Raw genomic sequence first — 17700 nt, 5'->3', positions numbered from 1 at the left:
CAACATCCGACCAGGCATCAGGAATCCTTCGAATGGAGCAGCGATCTCACCGTTTTGGCCCTCCACAAGTGCCATCCTCAAGGCCGCTGAAGCCTCTGCCGGCCAAGCCGCTTCGGCAACCCGCCCGCCCCCTCCTTGAGCTCCGGCCGTCGCCGGATCGCCGACTCCCCCGAAGTCGTCCGCGACTTCGAAGAACCGACTGCACGGCACCTCCCCGAGAAGCACGTGCCCTGGGAGGCGACGCCGAAGCGGCCTGGCCAGGAGACGAATGGCCCGCCCCCCCGAAACCGGGGCGACGGGCCACCGCACCTCCGAAGACGCTTCTCGCCGGGCGTGCCGCCCGTCCATCCGAGCCGAGTCAGAAGACTCCGACCGCCGCTGGCGGGGCGATCTGGACCTGCTCGTCAACAACGCCGGCGTCATGAACACCCCAAAGTCCAGCACCGAGGACGGCTTCGAGACGCAGTTCGGGACCAATCACCTGGGCCACTTCGCCCTGACCAACCTGCTGCTGCCGCACATCACCGACCGTGTGGTGACCCTGTCGTCCGAGGCACACAAGAAGCCGGGCACCCCGCACATCCACTTCGACAGCCTCGACCTCACCGGCGAGTACAAACCGAGGAAGGCATACAGCCAGTCCAAGCTGGCCAACCTGCTGTTCACACAGGAACTCCAGCGCCCCCTCGCCGCATCGGGGTCGTGGCCCAGGGACAACAAGGCCGGCGCACTGCCGACCCTGTACGCCGCCGTCCAGGACCTCCCCGGCGCGAGCTACGTCGGCCCGGACGGCTTCGGCGAGGTGCGCGGCACCCCGACCCTGGTCGGCCGCTCCCCGGCGGCCTGCGACCCGGCGACGGCCCAGCACCTGTGGACGGTCTCCGAGGAACTGACCGGCGTCACGTTCCCGCAGCCGACCGCGGCCATCGGAGCGTGAGCGCACCGCGTCCCTACTACCGCCGCACCACCGCCGCCCGGGGTCGGTCAGCCGCACGCGATTGGCTACCGCTGAGGAAGGGGCGGGCCTGTTTCGGGCTGTGGGCGGGTTGTCGGCATCACGGGGCGGTGGTCCCGGGATGGTGTGACGGGCGGTGTCCGGTGGTGCCGGTGGTGCCGGTGGTGCCGGTGGTGCCGGTGACGGTAACGACGACGGTGACGGGTCCGGGTGTCCCGTGGCGGGTCACACGTGCATCGACCGCCGATCGGACGCTTTCGTGGACGTCGCGTGCGGTGTCCAGGGCGCGGCGGTCTTCGTTGAGCACACAGCGGACTTCGACGTGCCAGGCGCCCGTTCGGGGAGCGCGTTCGGCGTGGATGCCGGTCTCGGGGAGCGGCGCGGCGGAGCCGAGAGTTCGACGGACCCGGGTAGCGGCTTCGGCCAGAGACTGGCGGAGGCTGGGCTGCAGTTCGGCCACCCCCGGGACGGCCAGCGCCGCTCGGGCGGCAGTCCGCTCGACACCGGCCGTAGGGACGACGGTCACCGTCCGCTCCCGTCTCGTAGCGTGGGTTCCTCGGAGGCTGTGAGCTTCAAGGACTTCAAGGGCTCCAGGGGTTCGAGGGGTTCGAGGGGTTCCAGTACGGACACGATTCTCAGGTCGATGGTGCTGACGGCGAGGCCGAGCTCGTGCCCAGCGGCATGGGCGACGGCCCGGCGCACCTCGGTGGCCCTGCCGGGCAGGGGTTGGTCGAGCGTGACGGCGAGGGTCATGGCGATGGTCACCCTGGTGCTCCCCTCGTCAGGGGTCAGGCGGCAGCTCGCGGCGCGCACTCCGGGGACCCGGTCGGCGGCCCGGCGCAGGACCTTCGCCGCCGCCGCCTCCGCGATCCGCAGTTCTCGTGCGGGATCGTCCAGGGGCAGTATGCGACCGAGCCATACCTCGGCGCGCACCGCGTGCATAACCCGGTCCGCGACAGTGTGGGCGCTGGGGCGTTCCGCACGCAGGGTGCGGGTGGTGCTGTCCAGGGCCGTCAGCCCCTCGACCGCCTGCCGACAGAACGCGCAGCCCTCCGTGTGAGGGTCGGGCTGATCGCCGACGGCGCGGGCCTGCTCCCAGGCGTGGCTCACCAGGCGTCCGCAGGGCAGCCGTTCGTCCCCGACGAGCCGTGCCGCGTCGGCGTCCTGGGCGGTCGGAGCGTCGCACAGGGGCGTGGCACGCGGGTCGTCTAGCGCCATGAGGCCATCTCCTTCATCAGGGTGCGCCGGGCCCGGAACAGCCTGCCGCGTACGGTCTGCTCGCTCTCGCCCACCACCTGCGCGATCTCCTCGTACGACAGCCCGTGCAGCTCCCTCAGGATCCAGCAGGCACGCTGGGCGGGCCGCAGGTCCCGGAGCGCTTGAGCCAACGCCGCCGCGGCGGCCGCGCTTTCGGCCGCCCGGGCGGGTTCGCCACCGGCATCGTGGGCCGCCGGCTCGGAAACGGCGTCCAAGGAAACGGAACGGGCCTGCCCGCGCCGGACATTGAGGCATCGGTTGGTCACGATGCGGTACATCCAGGTGCGGAACGAGGCGTCCCCGCGGAACTCCGGAAGCCGCCGCCATGCGCTGATGAGGGCATCCTGCACCGCCTCCTCGGCATCCGAGAGATTGCCCAGCATGTGGTACGCCAACGCCAGCAGCGGCCCGCTGTGACGCTGGACCAGTACGGCGAACGCGTCGTCGTCACCTTCGGCGGCCCGGGCCACCAGCAGTCCGTTGTCCAGATCACGGAGGTCGTCTCCGGTCTCGCCCATCCGCTCGGCCGGGGGCAGATCCGACCCGGTGGGCTGATACAGAGCCTCGCACCGGAGTGGTGAGAGTCCTCCCTGCTTCGCATCCACTGTTCGCTTCCCACACGATTCGCGTCCTGGACTGCGTCATGGCGGCTCCCACCCCTGTCCGTCTGATGACGGCAGTCCAACCAGGCCCCTTGACCAGCCTACGTGACGCACACCACAAAAAAGTGTGATGATTTCTGACTTTTTGTGTCCATTCTTATGACGGGCGCTGCCCCGGTGTCCGTCTCCCCCGCAAGGAGAACGTCATGACGGACACGACGCCCCGCCCGGGCACTGAAAGGCACTGGTCTGCCGATGAGACAACGGCACAGCACAGTGCGAAGCACAGCATCGACGCACCGGACAGCCGCGGGCGGACCACGATCGCGGACACCGTCGCGGAGAAGATCGCCGGAATGGCGACCCGCGAGGTTCCGGGCATCCACAACCTCGGCTCCGGCATGGCGCGGACCATCGGGGGCGTCCGTGAGCGGATGCCCGGCGGACAGCCCAGCATCACCCGCGGTGTACACGTCGAGGTGGGCGAGCGCCAGACGGCTGTGGACCTGGACGTGGTCGTGGACTACGGATTCCCCATCGTCGACGTCGCCGCGGATGTCCGCACCAATGTCATCGCGGCCGTGGAACGCATGACCGGTCTGGAGGTCGTCGAGGTGAACGTGGCCGTCGACGACATCAACCTGCCAGAGGACGAGGAGGAAGGCGAAGGCGACGAACACCGGGTGGAGTGATCTCCCCCCGGCCTCCGCCCCTGTCGTGCGGCTACATCGCGCACGGGAAGGAGGCGACCACGTGAGACTGGTGAATGAACGATGAACACAACTGTGGTGGGACTCCTGACCGGCCTGACACTGGGTTTCGCCGGTTACTTCGGCGGCTTCGGGGCTTTCATCGTGGTCGCGGCCCTGGGCTTGGTGGGCCTGATCGTCGGCCACCTGGCACGCGGCGATGTGCATGTCACCGACTACGTACGCACCCGCGAAGGCGATGGACACCGGGCGGAGACCTTCCAGCGTCGTCGGAGCGACCACGGACCCACCCCCGGCACCGAGCACAGGGGGCGTGTGCGGTGAGCGCCCAGCCCCCGTCGCGTCCCCTCCGAGGCGGTCCGGGAAGCGAGGGCACGGACACAACCCGCGAAGGCACGGGCACAACCCGCGAAGGCACGGACACAACCCGCGAAGACACGGACACAACCCGCGAAGACACGGGCACATCCCCACTCCCGTCGCCCGCCCTGCGCGGCGCGACACTGATCCCCGACACCGTGGTGGCCCGCATCGCGGTCCGGGCGGCACACGAAGCCCTTACCCGGCAAGGAGGCAAGCCCCCCGCACGGCTCGGACTGGGGACACCCCGCACCAAGGCCACCGTGCACGACGGCTCGGCCCGCCTCGGTGTCTCCTTGGAGCTGCCCTATCCCGTCGACATCGCCCGCGCCGGCGGCGAGATTCGGCACTACATCGCGGAACGGGTGTCCCATCTGACCGGCCTGCGTATCGACGGCATCACCGTGTCCGTCCAGCGACTCGTCACCGGTCGAAGCCTGCGACGAGGACGAGTCGAATGACCCGGCGGCACGCGCCCGCGACAGGAGGATCATGACTTCCCGCACCCCGAACACCCCGCCGGACCCCGCCGGCGATCCCCCTCGACCGCGGCCGGACACCACGGCGGCTCCGGCCGGGAATACGCCGCACCACGATGCGCCGCCCGTTGAACCGCCGCGGCAGCAAACGGCGTTGGAAGAACGCTCCCGCCGTCCATGGGGAGCGCGTCGGGCCGCCGCCGGCATGGCCTCCGCACTGATCCTGCTCGGAGCGGGCGCGCTGCTCTTCGAAGCGGTCTGGATACGCACCGGACACCAGGCCACTGCCTGGTGGACACGGTTGACCGAGGAACTCGCCACCCGCCCGGTGGACGACGCCTGGATCCTCACCGGCGCCGCGATCGCGGCCGCCCTCGGCCTGTGGCTGATCGTCCTGGCCCTCACCCCCGGCCTGCGTCCCCGATTGCCGTTGCGGGTTCCCGCCGACGGCCACGGGCGGATGCGTGCCGTGCTCGACCGCAAAGGCGCGGCGCTGATCCTGCGCGACGCCGCCCTGCGTGTCCCCGGGGTCAGCGCGGCGCGAGTCCGGGTGCGCCGCCGCCGGGTCACAGTCCGTGCCGACGTGCGCTTCCGCGACACAGCCGACGTCAAGGACGAACTCGCCGACGCCGTCCGGCGCGAGGAACGCGAGCACCTCGCCCTGGCCCGGACCCCGCGCCTGGCGGTCCGCGTACACCGGAGCCCGACCTGACGGTCGTAGCGCCGGGCCCCGATACGCACCGGAGGAGACGATGAGGGAACACACCACGACCAACCGCGTGCTTCTGGCCCTGCTCGGACTCGTCCTGCTGGGCGGCGGCCTCCTGGTGCTCGCCGGCGGCGCCGACAGCTACCGTCGCCTGCACCTCACACCGCCCGCCGACTGGCCGCTCACCGCTCCGCACAACGTCCTGATCCCCCGCGCCGACCAGATCCAGTGGACTGACCGGGGCTGGTGGTGGCCGGCCGCCATCGCAGCACTGACCCTGCTCATGCTGCTCGCCCTGTGGTGGCTGCTGTCCCAGCCCCGGCGACGGCACTCCCGCCGGCTGTCCGTCGGACACACCCCCCGGGACACCGTGACGGTCAACGACCACGCGCTGCGCGACGCCCTCACCACCGACCTCGACATGCTGCCCGGCGTCCGGCGGGCCCGGGCACGCTTCCTCGGGCCTCCCACTCGCCCGCGGGCCAGTATCGGCCTCACCCTCAGCCCCGGCAGCACTCCGGAGCACGTACTCGAGGACCTGAGCGACGCCGCCGATCGAGCCCGCCAATCAGCTGGTTGGGACCGCCTCCCCACGGATGTCCGCCTGGGCGTCGCCCGCCACGCCCCGCACCGCGCCGAATGACGTCAGATCCGGCTCCGCCCCTCGCAGCAGTGAGGGACGAGTTGGCGTAGTGCCTGATTCGGGACGATAGTGGCAATAGGGCATTCTCGAAAGATCGGAGGGCCCCCATGATCGTCCTCGGGATCATTCTCCTCGTCGTCGGCTTTCTGACCGGCATTTCCATCCTGTGGACCATTGGAATCATCGTCCTTGTCATCGGAGCGATCCTCTGGGTCCTTGGCGCCGTCGGGCACGCAGTCGGTGGGCGTCGGCACTACTGGTAGCAGGGTGGCAACGCTGTTCGACCCCACCTGAGACAGGCGCAGGCGGATGAGGCATCAAGACGCACGATCCGGTCGTCGATGATCAGTCGTGTCGGGCAGTTCTTCCCAGGCGTCGGAGTCCGGGCCGACGCGCACGACGGGCAGTACAGTGAAAACACCGGGAGTACTTCGCACACCGGCTTCCACGCGGGTGTCGTTCCCGGCGAGCAACAACGCCGGGACGTCGCAAGACGCGCCCGGAGACAGGTCCGCGCCATGACCGTGGCCATCGACCGTACGACCCCTGATGAGCGCGTGCCCTCCCCACCGGCCCGCCTGTCACTGACGCCGACCAGCCCTGTGCCAGGCGCCCTGGACGGTGCGTGGTGGCCTCGCTCCCGCGATCTCCTCCGCGAGCTGCCCACCCTGACGGACGTGCTGGACGCACGCTGGGGCCGGATCACGCGCATCTCCGTGAACCCGGCCCACTGGCCCGTGATCCCGCGCAAGGTGCCTGCGACCGGGCACACAGTGAACGTGGGCTGGTTCACCGATGAGCAGGACCCGCCCAAAATGATTCTGCTCTCCTACACGACGGGCCGCTGGGACCTTCTGGTGATCCCGCCGGAGACGAGTGCGGCAGCCGCTACCCGACTGATGTCCGCCGCAGCCACCGTCGGCAGCCTCCTCACCGCGAGCAGTCTGATGGCGAGCGAGACCGTCACCCACACCCTCGCCCCCTCCTCGCCCCGAACACCGCGACGGGGCCGCGAATGACCCATGACCTGCCCCCGACCTGGGCTGGTGGGCACGAAGCGAGGGCCCGCGCCCACCACCACGTCTTCCTGATGAACGAGGTCGCCATGCAGCCACCGGAATCACCCTCGGCAGGGCGCGCCGAGGTGCGTATTGTCGCCGCGTCCCCCGAGGTCGCCCGTCAGGTCGCGGAGGTGCTCCGTCGTTGCTTCGCCGGCACCGAACAGCGGAGCTACCCGTCCGGCGCGGACGGCGGAACCCTCCTCCATCTCACCGTGGACACCACGCACACGGCAGAGCCGGCACGGTCCTGGCTGGTGGCAAGTCGGTCCTCCGGGCAAGACCCCAGGCAGACGGACCACGTCTGAAGGGGTTCAGGGCACCGTCGGCCTGCGCCCGGCACCCGGCACCCGGCACCCGGCACCCGGCACCCGGCACCCGGCGGAAGAACGAAAAGTCTCTGATGCCGGAAAAGCGCACCAGACATAGCATGGAAGTGGGCCGGTGCACTCTCACGTGCAACCGACCCGAAAGGGCGGCCCCGGTGTTTCTGCGCCGGGGCCGTTGTCTCCTGTGGATCAAGGCCATGCCGGGGTCATGCCCGACGTTCGGCCCGCAGTGGGGCCCCCACCGCGTGGAGATGACGCAGCACCTGCCGGTACGAGTCCACCAAGCCCGTCTGCGCGTAGGGCAGGGCGAGCTCGGCACAGTAGGCGCGGATCAGGGGCTGGGCCGCCGGCAGAGCGGTTCGGGGCATGCTGGGGAACAGGTGGTGTTCGATCTGGTAGTTCAGGCCGCCGAGCACGAAGTCGATGATCCGCCCGCCGCGTACGTTGCGCGAGGTGAGGACTTGGCCGCGCAGGAAGTCCGGCCGGTCACGCTCCCCCGGCATCGCCATCCCCTTGTGGTTGGGGGCGAAGGAAACTCCCATGTACAGGCCGAAAAGGGCCTGCTGGACCACAACGAACGCCAGCGCCTTCAGCGGCGAAAGGACCATGAGCACAACGGTGAGATACGCCGCCACATGCACGAGCAGAGCCAGTGCCTCGACCGAGAGAGGAGCGGGAGCACTCGTCCGGCCCCTGCGCAGCGCCCGGAATGTGGCCACATGCAGTGCCCAGCCCTCCAGCAGCAGCATGGGGAAGAAAAGGGGGGCCTGGTGGCGGGTGACGAAACCGGCCACACCCGTACGCCCCCGAGCCTCGTGATCGATGAAGACCACGGCGCCGGTCTCGATGTCGGGGTCGCGGCCGACCTGGTTGGGATGGGCGTGGTGACGGTTGTGCTTGGCCACCCACCATCCGAATCCGAGGCCGATGAAGAGATTGCCGAACACCAGCCCTGTCGCGTCGTTTGCCCGCTTGCCGTGGAACAGCTGGCGGTGGCCCGCTTCATGGCCGCGGAACCCGCACTGGGTGAAGGCGAAGGCCAGCACCGCGGCGACGGTCAACTGCCACCAGGAGTCGCCGATCAGGAGGAAGGCCGCCCAGCCACCGGTCAGCAGGAGCAGCGTGACAGCCAGCGCCGAGACGGAACGCAGTGGCCGGTGACGCAGCAGTCCCGCGCTTCTGACCTGGCGGGAGAGCAGCGCGTAGTCACTGCCCGGGGATCGATCACGGATCGTCGTAGACCCGTCCGGGATGTTTCCGGACGGGTCGCCCCGCGGAGCCGCAGGGCTTGAGGAAGTCGAGGAGGTTTCAGCCGACCCCACGCCGACAACGGGGGGTTGAATGAAGTCTGAGGAGGCCATGGATCTCGATCCTGATCGGTGTCAGCCGTCAGCCCTCAGCCATCAGCACTCAGCTGTCAGCACTCAGCTGTCAGCGGCACGCGGATGCGGGCTCTTCGTGCGGTGCGGTGCCATCGGAGCGGCAGCCCTCGCAGGTCACCACGGAGGGACAACCATCGTGCGGATCGACCGGTTCGCTCGGCCGGTGCTCGGACCACGTCGTCCGTAACCCTGACGCGGACGATGTGAGCTGTGTATACGCCCTCTCCGAGCCCGTGGGTCCGGACCGTGTCGTGAATCGCGAAGGATCGTGAATCGCAAAGAACGGCTGGCTGTGGCAGGGCAACCCATTTCGGATCGCCCTTCTTCCTCTTCACCGTACTCCCCGCGCGCCGAGGAGGCATGCTCCCGTGCGGCCCGGCGGCCGCAGACGCGCTCCAGCGTCCGGACGAGAGTAGGGTGGCGCTACCCACGCGCATCTCGGGTGGCGTCATCGCCGCGGCGTCGGCCTCGGGAACGGTCGGCCGGGCAGCCCCCGCCGGGATGAGAGCCCCGACCACCGGTCGCCACATCGCGTGCGGCGAATCGTCGGGCCCGAGCGCCGACCGACCGCCGGGCCCGCAACGGCCAGACCAGATCAGTAACGCTCCCTGAGCACTACGGAACCAACCGCAACACACCCGGCCCTTGCCACGGGTCCCTTGGGCCCACTGTCGCGCCATGAGCAAGAGGAAATGGTTCACATGTATTCATCTGACGCCATCTCAAGCCGCCGTCGCAGTCACTCCGAACCAACCGAGGAGATGGTGGCCGGACTGGCCTGCGTCGTCTGCCGCACCGACTACCGGCGTGCACCGGACACGGACGCGATGGTGGTCGCGCACCACAGCGGCAAACAACTGCTCGCTTGCGAGGGTGTCTGCGCGCGTATGGCCGGCGGGTCCGTCAACGGTTCCGACGAGACGCCTCTTCCACTGGTCGAGCGCATGCACAGGTATGAGGCTGAGCACTGATGCCGTACCCGGCGCTTCGCCGGGGCGCACGATCCGGTACGACACGCCACGGCGCCTGGGCCAGACTGATCTCTGACGAAGATCTCTGACGAAGATCTCTGACGAAGATCGCCGTACGCAGATGCCTCCGGCGGGGGTGGGCACGTCGCTCTTCGCCCGCCTCAGGCACCAGTCGCGCGCTCCGGCGGCCTGGCACCAGGTGTCGCGGGCTTCCCTGTGCGCGATGCTGGAGTGGCGGAGCGGTGGCAGCAGGGCCACAGTGCGGCGAACAGCACCAAGGACCGCCTCCGCGCGAGGGCGGTACGGCGAGACGAGGTCGCCATGGCAGACGGTGAACAGGACTTCCGTAAAGTCACAGTGGACCGGTCGGAGGGATTCGGTGAGCGGCTGCTGGGTATGCTGCTGGACCGGGCGCACGAGATGCCACCCCAGCTGATCGCCCCACTCGTCGCCGAGGAAGTGAGCAGGATCGGCGGGCGGAACGTCTCCATCCTCCTCCAGGACTACGACCAGCTGTTGCTGGCTCCCCTGCCAGGCTTGAGACTCATGGTCGGGGAACCCGAACGGATCGACGACACTCAGGCCGGCAGGGCTTTTCTGAGCGGCATGACAGTAGAACAACCGCAGGCCGACGGCGTACGGATGTTCCTGCCGCTGCTGGACGGCAGCGACGTGGTAGGGGTACTGGCCGTCACCCTGAGCACTGTCGACGACGACGACCGGCGCTTGCTGCGGCGCCTCGCCGGCCTGATCGCCGACATGCTCGTCACCAAGAACAGCTACACCGACCAATTCTTCCGGGCCCGGCGGCGTGAGCCGATGACGCTGGCGGCGGAGATCCAATGGTCGCTGCTGCCCCCGCTGACCATGGTCACACCGCAGGTGGCAGTGGCCGGAATCCTCGAACCCGCCTACGACGTCGCGGGTGACAGCTTCGACTACGCCCTGAACGACGACATCCTGCACGTAGCGATCATCGACGCCATGGGCCACGGGCTGGACGCCGCCGTACTGGCCACCGTCGCCATCGGCGCCTACCGGCACGCCAGACGCGCCGACGTCGACCTGGCCGACCTGTACATGTTCATGGACACGGCCATCGACGCGCAGTTCGGGCCCGACCACTTCGTCACCGCGCAGATGATGCGCCTCGACATCGGAACCGGCCATCTGCAATGGGTCAACGCCGGGCACCCGGCGCCCCTGCTGATCCGCGACCACCGCGTCGTCCAAGCACTGGAGAGCCCAGGCACCCTGCCCGTCGGCTTCGGCGGCGCCATCCCACAGATCAACGACCAGCTGCTGTCCCGCGGCGACCGGATCCTCTTCTTCACCGACGGCCTCATCGAGGAGCACCGTGCCGGCGAAGAGCAGTTCGGCGAGGAACGGATGCTCGAATTCGTGGACCGAGCGGGATGCGTGGGAGAAGGCGTACAGGAAATGGTGCGCGGCCTGTCCCACACTCTGATGCGAGAACGCGGCGGGGTCACCACCGACGACGCGACGCTCTTCATGGTCGAGTGGTCTGGCGGCACCACCAACCGCCTCGTCACGATATGAGCAGCACCAAGCTCAGAGCGCGGGTTCGATTCCCGTCACCCGCTCCAGCGCAAAGCCCCAGGCCAGCGGTCCGGGGCTGCTTTGCTGTCCAGATCTCTCTACGCGTCTCGTGTCAGATCCGTGCCAGATGCTCGATCGTCGCTCTTCTCACCGGAACGGCTGTCGGCTCAATCGGTCTTGACGGGGGTCAGGCTGAACCCGTCGTTGGGCTTGCCCGCAAGGAGGTCGGGCAGCCCGCCGCTGAGCGCGTACGTCGTCCCGTCCGATCCCATGCGGCATCCATCATGCCGAGGCCCGGTCGCGGCAACAATCGCAATGAGACGCCAGTTCGCCGCGGCTCCTATGCGCGGTCCGGGCTTGGCGCGGCAGGGCTGTCCGGGGTCGTCGGCTCGGCGTTCGGCTCGGCGTTCGCTTCGGCGTTCGTGTAGAGGATGTCGCGGGCCTGTTCCGTGGCGCGGGCGAGGCTTTCGGCGACGAAGTCGAGGAAGCGGGCGACGTTCTCCAGGCGGATGGCGGCCGGGGTGCCGGGGCCGAGGATGCCGACGCCCTGGCGTGAGATCTCGACCTGCTGGGTGAGGGCGCGGACGCTGGCGGCCATCGACTGGTACCAGAGGTTGTCGTCGATGACGTAGCGCTCCCGGCGGCGTTCGTCGCGCTCCCGGCGGACGAGGGACTGGCTCTCCAGGAAGGTGATCGATTTGGAGATGGACGCCGGGCTGACCTGAAGGCGCTGGACCAGTTCGGCGGCGGTCATGCTGCCGGAGTCGGTGGTGAGGAGGCAGACCATCACCCGCGCCATCATCTTGTTGGACAGGCCCGATTGCATCATGACGGTGGTGAACCGCTCTTCGTACTCGGCCACGGCCTCGGGGTCGCGGCCATGCGGCAGGGTGGCCGGCTCCGCCCCCCGGGACGAGGCGGGCTTGCGCCGGTGGGCGCGGCGTTCGGTGGCGCGGTGGGCCAGGTCGGCGCGGTAGCCGGTGGGGCCGCCGTTGCGCATCACCTCACGCGTGATCGTCGAGGTCGGACGCTCCAGGCGGCGGGCGATCTCGGCGTAGGGGAGGTTGTCGGCCAGCCCCAGCGCGATCTGCTGACGGTCCTTCTGGGTGAGCCTGCCGCCCGGCATCGCGCCCTCCTTCGTGTTGTCCGATGCCCCAGCATAGCGTTCACGCGCAATCCATTGCAACGTTCGGGCGGACTCAAGTTGCATTAGATTCAGGACCATCGCAACGATTATTAGTGTCTCACCTGCTACTACGCAGTTTTTATGCAACAACCTCGTTGCCAATGTCATGAACGCAACGTAGCTTTTCCAATGTCAGAAACAACGAGTCGCAAGGAGAGCACGATGCCGAAGTTCGAGACCCCCGCCCCGATCGCCGCCGTCCTGGACATCCCCGCGGGGCGCGTCCAGATCATCGCCGCCGATCGCGCCGACACCGCGGTCGAGGTCCGGCCCACCAACGCCTCGAAGAGCCGCGATGTGAAGGCGGCGGAGCAGACCACCGTCGGATACGCCGACGGAGCGCTGCGGATCGAGGTCCCGGTGAAGAACCAGTACCTCGGCCCCTCCGGATCCATCGAGGTGACCGTCCAACTGCCCGCCGGTTCCCGCGTCGAGGCGAAGGCGGCGAGCACCGAATTCCGGGCCGTCGGCCGCCTCGGCGACATCGCCTTCGACGGCGCGTACCGCCAGATCAAGATCGATGAGGCCGCGAGTGTCCGCCTCACCGCGGTCGACGGCGACGTCGAGGTCGGCCGGCTCAACGGACCCGCGGAGATCAGCACCGCAAGGGGTGACATCCGGATCGCCGAGGCCGTGCGCGGCAAGGTCGTGCTGAGCACCCAGCAGGGCGACATCTCGGTCACCGCCGCCGCCGGCGTCTCGGCCTCCCTGGACGCCGGTACCTCCTACGGCCGCATCAGCAACGGCCTCAAGAACGCGGGCACCGCCGAGCTCGACATCCACGCGACCACCTCCCAGGGCGACATCGCCGCCCACAGCCACTGACCCCGCAGCCTCCGATCCGCGGCTTCCAGAAGGAGCACCCCTCATGACCAGCTTGGCCATCGCGGCGAACGGGCTGCGCAAGTCCTACGGCGACAAGGTCGTCCTCGACGGCATCGACCTGGCGGTACCGGCCGGCACGGTCTTCTCCCTGCTCGGCCCGAACGGCGCCGGCAAGACCACCGCCGTCAAGATCCTCTCCACCCTCATCAGCGCCGACGGCGGCGATCTGCACGTCGCCGGCCACGACCTCGCCGCCGACCCGCAGGCGGTGCGGGCCGCGATCGGTGTCACCGGGCAGTTCTCCGCCGTCGACGGGCTGATCACCGGTGAGGAGAACATGCTCCTCATGGCGGACCTGCAGCATCTCCCCAAGCGCGAGGGGCGGCGGGTCGCCACCGAGCTGCTGGAGCGGTTCGACCTGGTCGAGGCCGCGAAAAAGCCCGCCGCCAGCTACTCCGGCGGCATGAAGCGCCGCCTGGACATCGCCATGACGCTGGTCGGCAGCCCGCGGATCATCTTCCTCGACGAGCCGACCACCGGTCTGGACCCGCGCAGCCGCCACAACATGTGGGGCATCATCCGCGCGTTGGTCTCCGACGGCGTCACCGTCTTCCTCACCACCCAGTACCTGGACGAGGCCGATGAACTCGCCGACCGCATCGCGGTGCTGAGCGACGGCGAGATCGCCGCCGAGGGAAGCGCCGACGAGCTGAAGCGGCTCATCCCCGGCGGGCATGTGCGGCTGCGCTTCACCGACCCGGCCGCCTACCAGTCCGCCTCCGTCGCCCTGCGCGAGGTGACACGGGACGACGAGGCGCTGTCGCTGCAGATCCCCAGCGACGGCAGCCAGCGCGAACTGCGCTCCCTTCTCGACTGGCTGGACTCCGTCGGCGTCGAGGCCGACGAGCTGACCGTGCACACTCCCGACCTCGACGACGTGTTCTTCGCCCTGACCGGCTCCACCGTGCCCGCCCAGAACAACCAGCCCAAGGAGACCGTCCGATGAGCGCCCTCTCACTCGCCGTCCGCGACTCGGCCACGATGCTGCGCCGCAACCTCCTGCACGCCCGCCGCTACCCGTCGCTGACCCTGAACCTGCTGCTCACACCGGTCATGCTGCTCCTGCTCTTCGTCTACCTCTTCGGCGACACGATGAGCGCGGGCATCGCCGGAAGCGGCGCCGACCGCTCCGACTACATCGCCTACGTCGTCCCCGGCATCCTGCTGATGACCATCGGTTCCACTGTCATCGGGGCCGCGGTGTCCGTCGCCACCGACATGTCCGAGGGGATCGTCGCCCGCTTCCGCACCATGGCCATCCACCGCGGATCCGTGCTCATCGGGCACGTCATCGGCAGCGTGATGCAGTCCATCGCCAGTGTGGTCCTCGTCGGCGCCATCGCCGTGGCCATCGGCTTCCGCTCGACGGACGCCACCGCCTTGGAGTGGCTCGCGGCGTTCGGACTGCTGGTGCTCTTCGCCCTGGCCCTCACCTGGATCGCGGTCGGGATGGGCATGGCCAGCCCGAACGCCGAAGCCGCCAGCAACAGCGCGATGCCGCTGATCCTCCTGCCCCTCATCTCCAGCGCCTTCATCCCGATCGACTCGATCCCGGGCTGGTTCCAGCCCATCGCCGAGTACCAGCCGTTCACCCCGGCCATCGAGACCCTGCGCGGTCTGCTGCTCGGCACCGAGATCGGCCACAACGGGTGGCTCGCCCTCGCCTGGTCCATCGGCCTGACCGCGCTCGGCTACCGCTGGTCGACGGCGTCGTTCAAGCGCGACCCGAAGTAACCGGCATGAGCCCGCGGGCCATCTCCCGCACCTCGTCCCACCCGGGGCGGCGTCCACCGACACCATGTCGCGGACGCCGCCCCTTCGGCGTCCCCGCCGTCGGCCGGGTGCCCTCGGAAGGGCCGTGAGGGGCATGCCGCCGTGGGATCCGCCGCATACGGTTCATCGCCAACGAGCCGGACCACCGGGACGCGGCCGAGTACCGCGACAAGATCCAGCAGATCCGAGCCGACAACGACATCCCGGACGACGAGGACCTGATCTTCGTCGAGGTCACCGTCCGCGACCCGTCCGACGTCGAATCGGCGCTGCGCGTGCACGGCGAGGTGCTGCAGTGCTGCGGGAGGCCGAGCCCGACCGGGCCCGGCGGCCCCATGCCCACGTCGGCTGAGGGCCACCTCCCCAACCCACCTTGGCTGATGCCGGATGAGTCTCAACGCCGCGCGTGGCGGATCTTCAGCCGTCCGAATCCCATGGTCCCGGAGATCCGGATCCTCGGCCCGCCGCGGCCGGAGCTCTGCCGGGGCTTGTAGCGCGTGTCCTTCCACCCGGTGTGCAGCTCCTCGAGGTCGACGACCGCCTCCCGAGGCACCGTGATCTTGGCCCTGCCGGTGCCGAGTTGCAGCTCGATGTCCACGACCGGATGGTCGATGACCGCCCGGGACAGGTCCAGGTGCACCCTGCCGAATGCGGACGCGACCTTGAGGACCCGAGGCACCTGCCATGCGCCGCGCCGCTTGATCCGTCCGCCCGCGGCGGCAATCGTGGACGTCGTGCCCGCGTTCTCCTCCGGGAGCGACGTCAGAGCCGACACAAGTTCGCTGCGTGTCTTGGCGGTGAGCACCTGCTGGAGGCGTTCCTCCATGTCCTCGTGCGAGATGTGCCCTTCGGCGTACGCCTCCTGCACGCGCTGCACGGCCGCGTCGCGGTCGTCTTCGCTGACCAGTAGCGGCGGGTCTTCCGGCAGAGAAGTCACCGTTGCACTGTACTGCCGCGCCGTCGATACGCAGGTGAGTCAGCCGGTTTGTGATCGCGTCAGCGCTTCGTTAGTGGGGCGCTAATGGAACGGTAGCGGCCACCGGCAAGGTGAGTAGCACACCGAGCGAAACGTCGCCGGGAGCACTACACCACTGATGACGAAGAAGGTCTTCCCATGCTTATCAGCCGCCCCCGGGTCCGTATGTTCGCCGGTGCCAGTCTGCTGGTGACTGCCGCGATGTTCGCCACCGCTTGCCAGTCGGACGAGACGAGCAGTGGGTCCAGTGACTCGTCTGCCTCCGCCAAGGCCACGACCGGGGCCACGGCCGATGCCGCGGGCGACAAGGACACCGCCGCTGACTCGTCGGCCAAGTCCCCCGGCGCGAAGGACAAGGGCGCTCAGGATGGCTCCGGTGCCGACACCGGCAACGGCGAGCGCGGCAAGGTCGGGCAGGTGTGCGGGGCCAACGACATTTCCTGGAGCACCAGGGACGAGTCGCAGGCCGGCGGATACATCCTGGTCATGGCGAAGGCCAAGGCGGGGATCACCTGTGTTCTGCCCGCCGCGCTTCCCACGGTGGCCTTCGGGTCGGACGGCACAGAGGCGGGTCCCGCGGAGCAGTCCGTGGGAGAGGCGGTCACGCTGAGCGGGGGAACTACCGCCTATGCCGGGGTGAACCCGAAGACCACCAACGACAACAACGGCAAGGAACTGGACAGCATCATCGTCGCCGTCGGTGATGAGGACGCCAACCCGGTCTCCCTGCCGGTCGGCACCATCACCGTCGACGAGCCCATCGTCACCAACTGGCACACCTCCCCGGCGGACGCTGTCCCCTTCGGCGGAACGGACCAGTAATCGGCCGGGCCACCCCATCCCGGTGAAGGTGGTTGACGGGGAGGGCGCACGCCCGCTCTCCCCGTTCGGACATCGCGGCGATGTAGCACGGCAACTTCGGTACGCCACACGCGAGGCGTCGCCACCCTCTCACTTCGCAGAAACGACGTTAGGAGTTCGTAGATGCTTCGCAAACGGTCACGTCTGATCGCCGCCCCGATCGCGGCTGTCGCTCTGACCCTGACCATCGCCGGTTACCAGGCCAGTGCGGCCGGGTCGTCGCCCTCCGGCGGCGCGGAACGGTCCGGCAAGGTCGGCGAGGCGACGGGCGCTTGTCTGGCCGACGCCACGACGCTGGTCGGCGATCTCGACGGCGACGGCCACCCGGACAAGATCTCGAACCCCGGGCACACCGGCACCAAGATGACGATCCAGTGGGGGGCCGCGGACGGCTCGTTCGGCGAGAAGCACGCCGTCAGCGAACTTCTCGGCGCGAAGAAGGGGGAGGTCGCGACCGCCGCGGTCGCCGACTTCCGCAACGACGGCACCCTGGGCATGGTCGTCAACATCGTCGAGCCGGCCGACGGGGACGACCCCTCGACCGCGCGCGTCGCGGAATACCGCCCCGGCCCGCTCGCACGGACGGACCTGAGCTCCGCCGACGCCCGGCACTCCGACATCGGCGACCAGGGCGAGGCCCAGCAGCTTCGGATCGCCAACTACGGCGACGACCCGTACCCGGACCTCGCGATCCTCAACAACGCCGGTGACGGGCAGCTGGATCGGGACGTGCGTCTGTCGACCGCGGGCAGCGGCCCGGGGGACTACGACTACGCGATGCAGGAGAAGTACGGGGAGTTCGGCAGCACGGCCGAGCCGCCGGCGATGCCCGGCGACGGCTGGAAGCACTTCTACAAGCCCTGCTCCTGACCCCACCCCGGCGCCGCCGATCCTCCGGGCATCGGCGGCGCCGGGCGGCCCGGCGCACTCTCCAGGGCCGGCGACGGGGCCAGGTCCCGATCCCGGGACCTGGCCCTGTCTCGTCCACCGATCGGTGGACGGGA

Annotated in this window: 21 protein-coding genes and 2 pseudogenes; 17 read left to right on the top strand and 6 right to left on the bottom strand. The window is 69.2% G+C overall.

The window, feature by feature from the left end; genetic code table 11:
* Positions 1-379 precede the first annotated feature (379 nt).
* Positions 380-937, top strand: a pseudogene (locus ACFYOY_RS06210) (SDR family NAD(P)-dependent oxidoreductase); the annotation flags it as partial.
* A gap of 118 nt (positions 938-1055) precedes the next feature.
* Here ACFYOY_RS06210 and ACFYOY_RS06205 read toward each other — a convergent pair.
* Genes ACFYOY_RS06205 through ACFYOY_RS06195 form a run of 3 tightly spaced genes read right to left on the bottom strand, consistent with a single transcriptional unit; the run spans position 1056 to position 2730 of the window.
* Entirely contained in the window at positions 1056-1481 is a 426-nt protein-coding gene (locus ACFYOY_RS06205; protein WP_388585125.1) for a hypothetical protein, read from the bottom strand.
* Entirely contained in the window at positions 1478-2173 is a 696-nt protein-coding gene (locus ACFYOY_RS06200; protein ID WP_388585122.1) for a hypothetical protein, read from the bottom strand. The genes ACFYOY_RS06205 and ACFYOY_RS06200 overlap by 4 nt, the downstream gene beginning before the upstream one ends.
* Positions 2164-2730 carry a sigma-70 family RNA polymerase sigma factor gene (locus tag ACFYOY_RS06195; protein ID WP_351883356.1) on the bottom strand — a complete coding sequence of 189 codons (567 nt, stop codon included), beginning with the start codon at positions 2728-2730 and terminating at the stop codon, positions 2164-2166. The genes ACFYOY_RS06200 and ACFYOY_RS06195 overlap by 10 nt, the downstream gene beginning before the upstream one ends.
* Positions 2731-3020: 290 nt before the next feature.
* On the opposite strand from ACFYOY_RS06195, the gene ACFYOY_RS06190 reads away from it, so the two are divergent.
* The 8 genes from ACFYOY_RS06190 (at position 3021) to ACFYOY_RS06155 (ending at position 7081) form a co-directional block, all read left to right on the top strand.
* Positions 3021-3506: an Asp23/Gls24 family envelope stress response protein gene (locus ACFYOY_RS06190; protein WP_351883358.1), complete on the top strand. Its 486-nt coding sequence runs from the start codon at positions 3021-3023 to the stop codon at positions 3504-3506.
* Between the two features lie 81 nt (positions 3507-3587).
* Entirely contained in the window at positions 3588-3848 is a 261-nt protein-coding gene (locus ACFYOY_RS06185) for a hypothetical protein (RefSeq protein ID WP_351883359.1), read from the top strand.
* A gap of 194 nt (positions 3849-4042) precedes the next feature.
* On the top strand, positions 4043-4345 hold the full coding sequence (locus ACFYOY_RS06180) for an Asp23/Gls24 family envelope stress response protein (RefSeq protein ID WP_351883361.1): 303 nt from the start codon (positions 4043-4045) through the stop codon (positions 4343-4345).
* 223 nt (positions 4346-4568) lie between these two features.
* Positions 4569-5075, top strand: coding sequence for a DUF6286 domain-containing protein (locus ACFYOY_RS06175; protein ID WP_351883363.1), 507 nt, complete (start codon positions 4569-4571; stop codon positions 5073-5075).
* 40 nt (positions 5076-5115) lie between these two features.
* The gene (locus ACFYOY_RS06170; RefSeq protein WP_351883365.1) at positions 5116-5715 is read left to right on the top strand and encodes an alkaline shock response membrane anchor protein AmaP; all 600 of its coding nucleotides are present in this window, start codon (positions 5116-5118) and stop codon (positions 5713-5715) included.
* A gap of 107 nt (positions 5716-5822) precedes the next feature.
* Positions 5823-5978 (top strand): DUF6131 family protein, encoded by a 156-nt coding sequence (locus tag ACFYOY_RS06165; RefSeq protein WP_351883367.1) that lies wholly within the window; start codon positions 5823-5825, stop codon positions 5976-5978.
* A 255-nt stretch (positions 5979-6233) separates the two neighbouring features.
* Complete coding sequence (locus ACFYOY_RS06160) at positions 6234-6734, top strand: DUF5994 family protein (protein ID WP_388585114.1); 501 nt, start codon at positions 6234-6236, stop codon at positions 6732-6734.
* An 86-nt stretch (positions 6735-6820) separates the two neighbouring features.
* Positions 6821-7081, top strand: coding sequence for a hypothetical protein (locus ACFYOY_RS06155; RefSeq protein ID WP_351883882.1), 261 nt, complete (start codon positions 6821-6823; stop codon positions 7079-7081).
* 227 nt (positions 7082-7308) lie between these two features.
* Here the strand turns inward: ACFYOY_RS06155 and ACFYOY_RS06150 are convergent, their stop codons facing one another.
* Positions 7309-8424, bottom strand: a complete 1116-nt coding sequence (locus tag ACFYOY_RS06150; RefSeq protein WP_351883371.1) for an acyl-CoA desaturase — start codon at positions 8422-8424, stop codon at positions 7309-7311.
* 821 nt (positions 8425-9245) lie between these two features.
* Here ACFYOY_RS06150 and ACFYOY_RS06145 point away from each other — a divergent pair.
* Together ACFYOY_RS06145 and ACFYOY_RS06140 are read left to right on the top strand one after the other, a co-directional pair.
* Positions 9246-9455, top strand: coding sequence for a hypothetical protein (locus ACFYOY_RS06145; protein ID WP_388585112.1), 210 nt, complete (start codon positions 9246-9248; stop codon positions 9453-9455).
* Between the two features lie 321 nt (positions 9456-9776).
* Positions 9777-11015 carry a PP2C family protein-serine/threonine phosphatase gene (locus ACFYOY_RS06140; RefSeq protein WP_351883375.1) on the top strand — a complete coding sequence of 413 codons (1239 nt, stop codon included), beginning with the start codon at positions 9777-9779 and terminating at the stop codon, positions 11013-11015.
* 340 nt (positions 11016-11355) lie between these two features.
* Here ACFYOY_RS06140 and ACFYOY_RS06135 read toward each other — a convergent pair whose 3' ends face one another.
* Positions 11356-12141, bottom strand: a complete 786-nt coding sequence (locus ACFYOY_RS06135; protein ID WP_351883377.1) for a helix-turn-helix domain-containing protein — start codon at positions 12139-12141, stop codon at positions 11356-11358.
* A gap of 222 nt (positions 12142-12363) precedes the next feature.
* On the opposite strand from ACFYOY_RS06135, the gene ACFYOY_RS06130 reads away from it, so the two are divergent.
* The 4 genes and pseudogenes from ACFYOY_RS06130 to ACFYOY_RS06115 form a co-directional block, all read left to right on the top strand.
* The gene (locus ACFYOY_RS06130) at positions 12364-13026 is read left to right on the top strand and encodes a DUF4097 family beta strand repeat-containing protein (protein ID WP_351883379.1); all 663 of its coding nucleotides are present in this window, start codon (positions 12364-12366) and stop codon (positions 13024-13026) included.
* Positions 13027-13069: 43 nt separating this feature from the next.
* Positions 13070-14032, top strand: a complete 963-nt coding sequence (locus ACFYOY_RS06125) for an ATP-binding cassette domain-containing protein (RefSeq protein ID WP_388585107.1) — start codon at positions 13070-13072, stop codon at positions 14030-14032.
* Positions 14029-14820 (top strand): ABC transporter permease, encoded by a 792-nt coding sequence (locus tag ACFYOY_RS06120; protein WP_119990243.1) that lies wholly within the window; start codon positions 14029-14031, stop codon positions 14818-14820. The genes ACFYOY_RS06125 and ACFYOY_RS06120 overlap by 4 nt, the downstream gene beginning before the upstream one ends.
* 149 nt (positions 14821-14969) lie before the next feature.
* Positions 14970-15152: pseudogene (locus tag ACFYOY_RS06115) on the top strand (amino acid transporter); the annotation flags it as partial.
* A 101-nt stretch (positions 15153-15253) separates the two neighbouring features.
* On the opposite strand, the gene ACFYOY_RS06110 reads toward ACFYOY_RS06115, so the two are convergent.
* Positions 15254-15796, bottom strand: coding sequence for a DUF1707 domain-containing protein (locus tag ACFYOY_RS06110; protein WP_388585104.1), 543 nt, complete (start codon positions 15794-15796; stop codon positions 15254-15256).
* Between the two features lie 177 nt (positions 15797-15973).
* Between ACFYOY_RS06110 and ACFYOY_RS06105 the strand changes: the two genes are divergently transcribed.
* On the top strand, positions 15974-16657 hold the full coding sequence (locus tag ACFYOY_RS06105; protein ID WP_351883386.1) for a DUF4232 domain-containing protein: 684 nt from the start codon (positions 15974-15976) through the stop codon (positions 16655-16657).
* A gap of 162 nt (positions 16658-16819) precedes the next feature.
* Complete coding sequence (locus ACFYOY_RS06100; RefSeq protein WP_351883388.1) at positions 16820-17566, top strand: VCBS repeat-containing protein; 747 nt, start codon at positions 16820-16822, stop codon at positions 17564-17566.
* Positions 17567-17700 lie beyond the last annotated feature (134 nt).

This window comes from Streptomyces sp. NPDC007875 (genome assembly GCF_042868035.1).
Lineage (GTDB): Bacteria > Actinomycetota > Actinomycetes > Streptomycetales > Streptomycetaceae > Streptomyces > Streptomyces antimycoticus.
This window is presented reverse-complemented; position numbering and strand designations above follow the sequence as displayed.

What these genes read in the sequence shown, in the direction of transcription:
- ACFYOY_RS06120 (WP_119990243.1), top strand. Translation starts at nt 14,029, where the DNA reads ATGAGCGCCCTCTCACTCGCCGTCCGCGACTCGGCCACGATGCTGCGC.
- ACFYOY_RS06185 (WP_351883359.1), top strand. Translation starts at nt 3,588, where the DNA reads ATGAACACAACTGTGGTGGGACTCCTGACCGGCCTGACACTGGGTTTC.
- ACFYOY_RS06195 (WP_351883356.1), bottom strand. Translation starts at nt 2,730, where the DNA reads ATGGGCGAGACCGGAGACGACCTCCGTGATCTGGACAACGGACTGCTG.
- ACFYOY_RS06190 (WP_351883358.1), top strand. Translation starts at nt 3,021, where the DNA reads ATGACGGACACGACGCCCCGCCCGGGCACTGAAAGGCACTGGTCTGCC.
- ACFYOY_RS06135 (WP_351883377.1), bottom strand. Translation starts at nt 12,141, where the DNA reads ATGCCGGGCGGCAGGCTCACCCAGAAGGACCGTCAGCAGATCGCGCTG.
- ACFYOY_RS06175 (WP_351883363.1), top strand. Translation starts at nt 4,569, where the DNA reads ATGGCCTCCGCACTGATCCTGCTCGGAGCGGGCGCGCTGCTCTTCGAA.
- ACFYOY_RS06160 (WP_388585114.1), top strand. Translation starts at nt 6,234, where the DNA reads ATGACCGTGGCCATCGACCGTACGACCCCTGATGAGCGCGTGCCCTCC.
- ACFYOY_RS06100 (WP_351883388.1), top strand. Translation starts at nt 16,820, where the DNA reads ATGCTTCGCAAACGGTCACGTCTGATCGCCGCCCCGATCGCGGCTGTC.
- ACFYOY_RS06170 (WP_351883365.1), top strand. Translation starts at nt 5,116, where the DNA reads ATGAGGGAACACACCACGACCAACCGCGTGCTTCTGGCCCTGCTCGGA.
- ACFYOY_RS06145 (WP_388585112.1), top strand. Translation starts at nt 9,246, where the DNA reads ATGGTGGCCGGACTGGCCTGCGTCGTCTGCCGCACCGACTACCGGCGT.
- ACFYOY_RS06105 (WP_351883386.1), top strand. Translation starts at nt 15,974, where the DNA reads ATGCTTATCAGCCGCCCCCGGGTCCGTATGTTCGCCGGTGCCAGTCTG.
- ACFYOY_RS06130 (WP_351883379.1), top strand. Translation starts at nt 12,364, where the DNA reads ATGCCGAAGTTCGAGACCCCCGCCCCGATCGCCGCCGTCCTGGACATC.
- ACFYOY_RS06155 (WP_351883882.1), top strand. Translation starts at nt 6,821, where the DNA reads ATGCAGCCACCGGAATCACCCTCGGCAGGGCGCGCCGAGGTGCGTATT.
- ACFYOY_RS06140 (WP_351883375.1), top strand. Translation starts at nt 9,777, where the DNA reads ATGGCAGACGGTGAACAGGACTTCCGTAAAGTCACAGTGGACCGGTCG.
- ACFYOY_RS06165 (WP_351883367.1), top strand. Translation starts at nt 5,823, where the DNA reads ATGATCGTCCTCGGGATCATTCTCCTCGTCGTCGGCTTTCTGACCGGC.
- ACFYOY_RS06200 (WP_388585122.1), bottom strand. Translation starts at nt 2,173, where the DNA reads ATGGCGCTAGACGACCCGCGTGCCACGCCCCTGTGCGACGCTCCGACC.
- ACFYOY_RS06125 (WP_388585107.1), top strand. Translation starts at nt 13,070, where the DNA reads ATGACCAGCTTGGCCATCGCGGCGAACGGGCTGCGCAAGTCCTACGGC.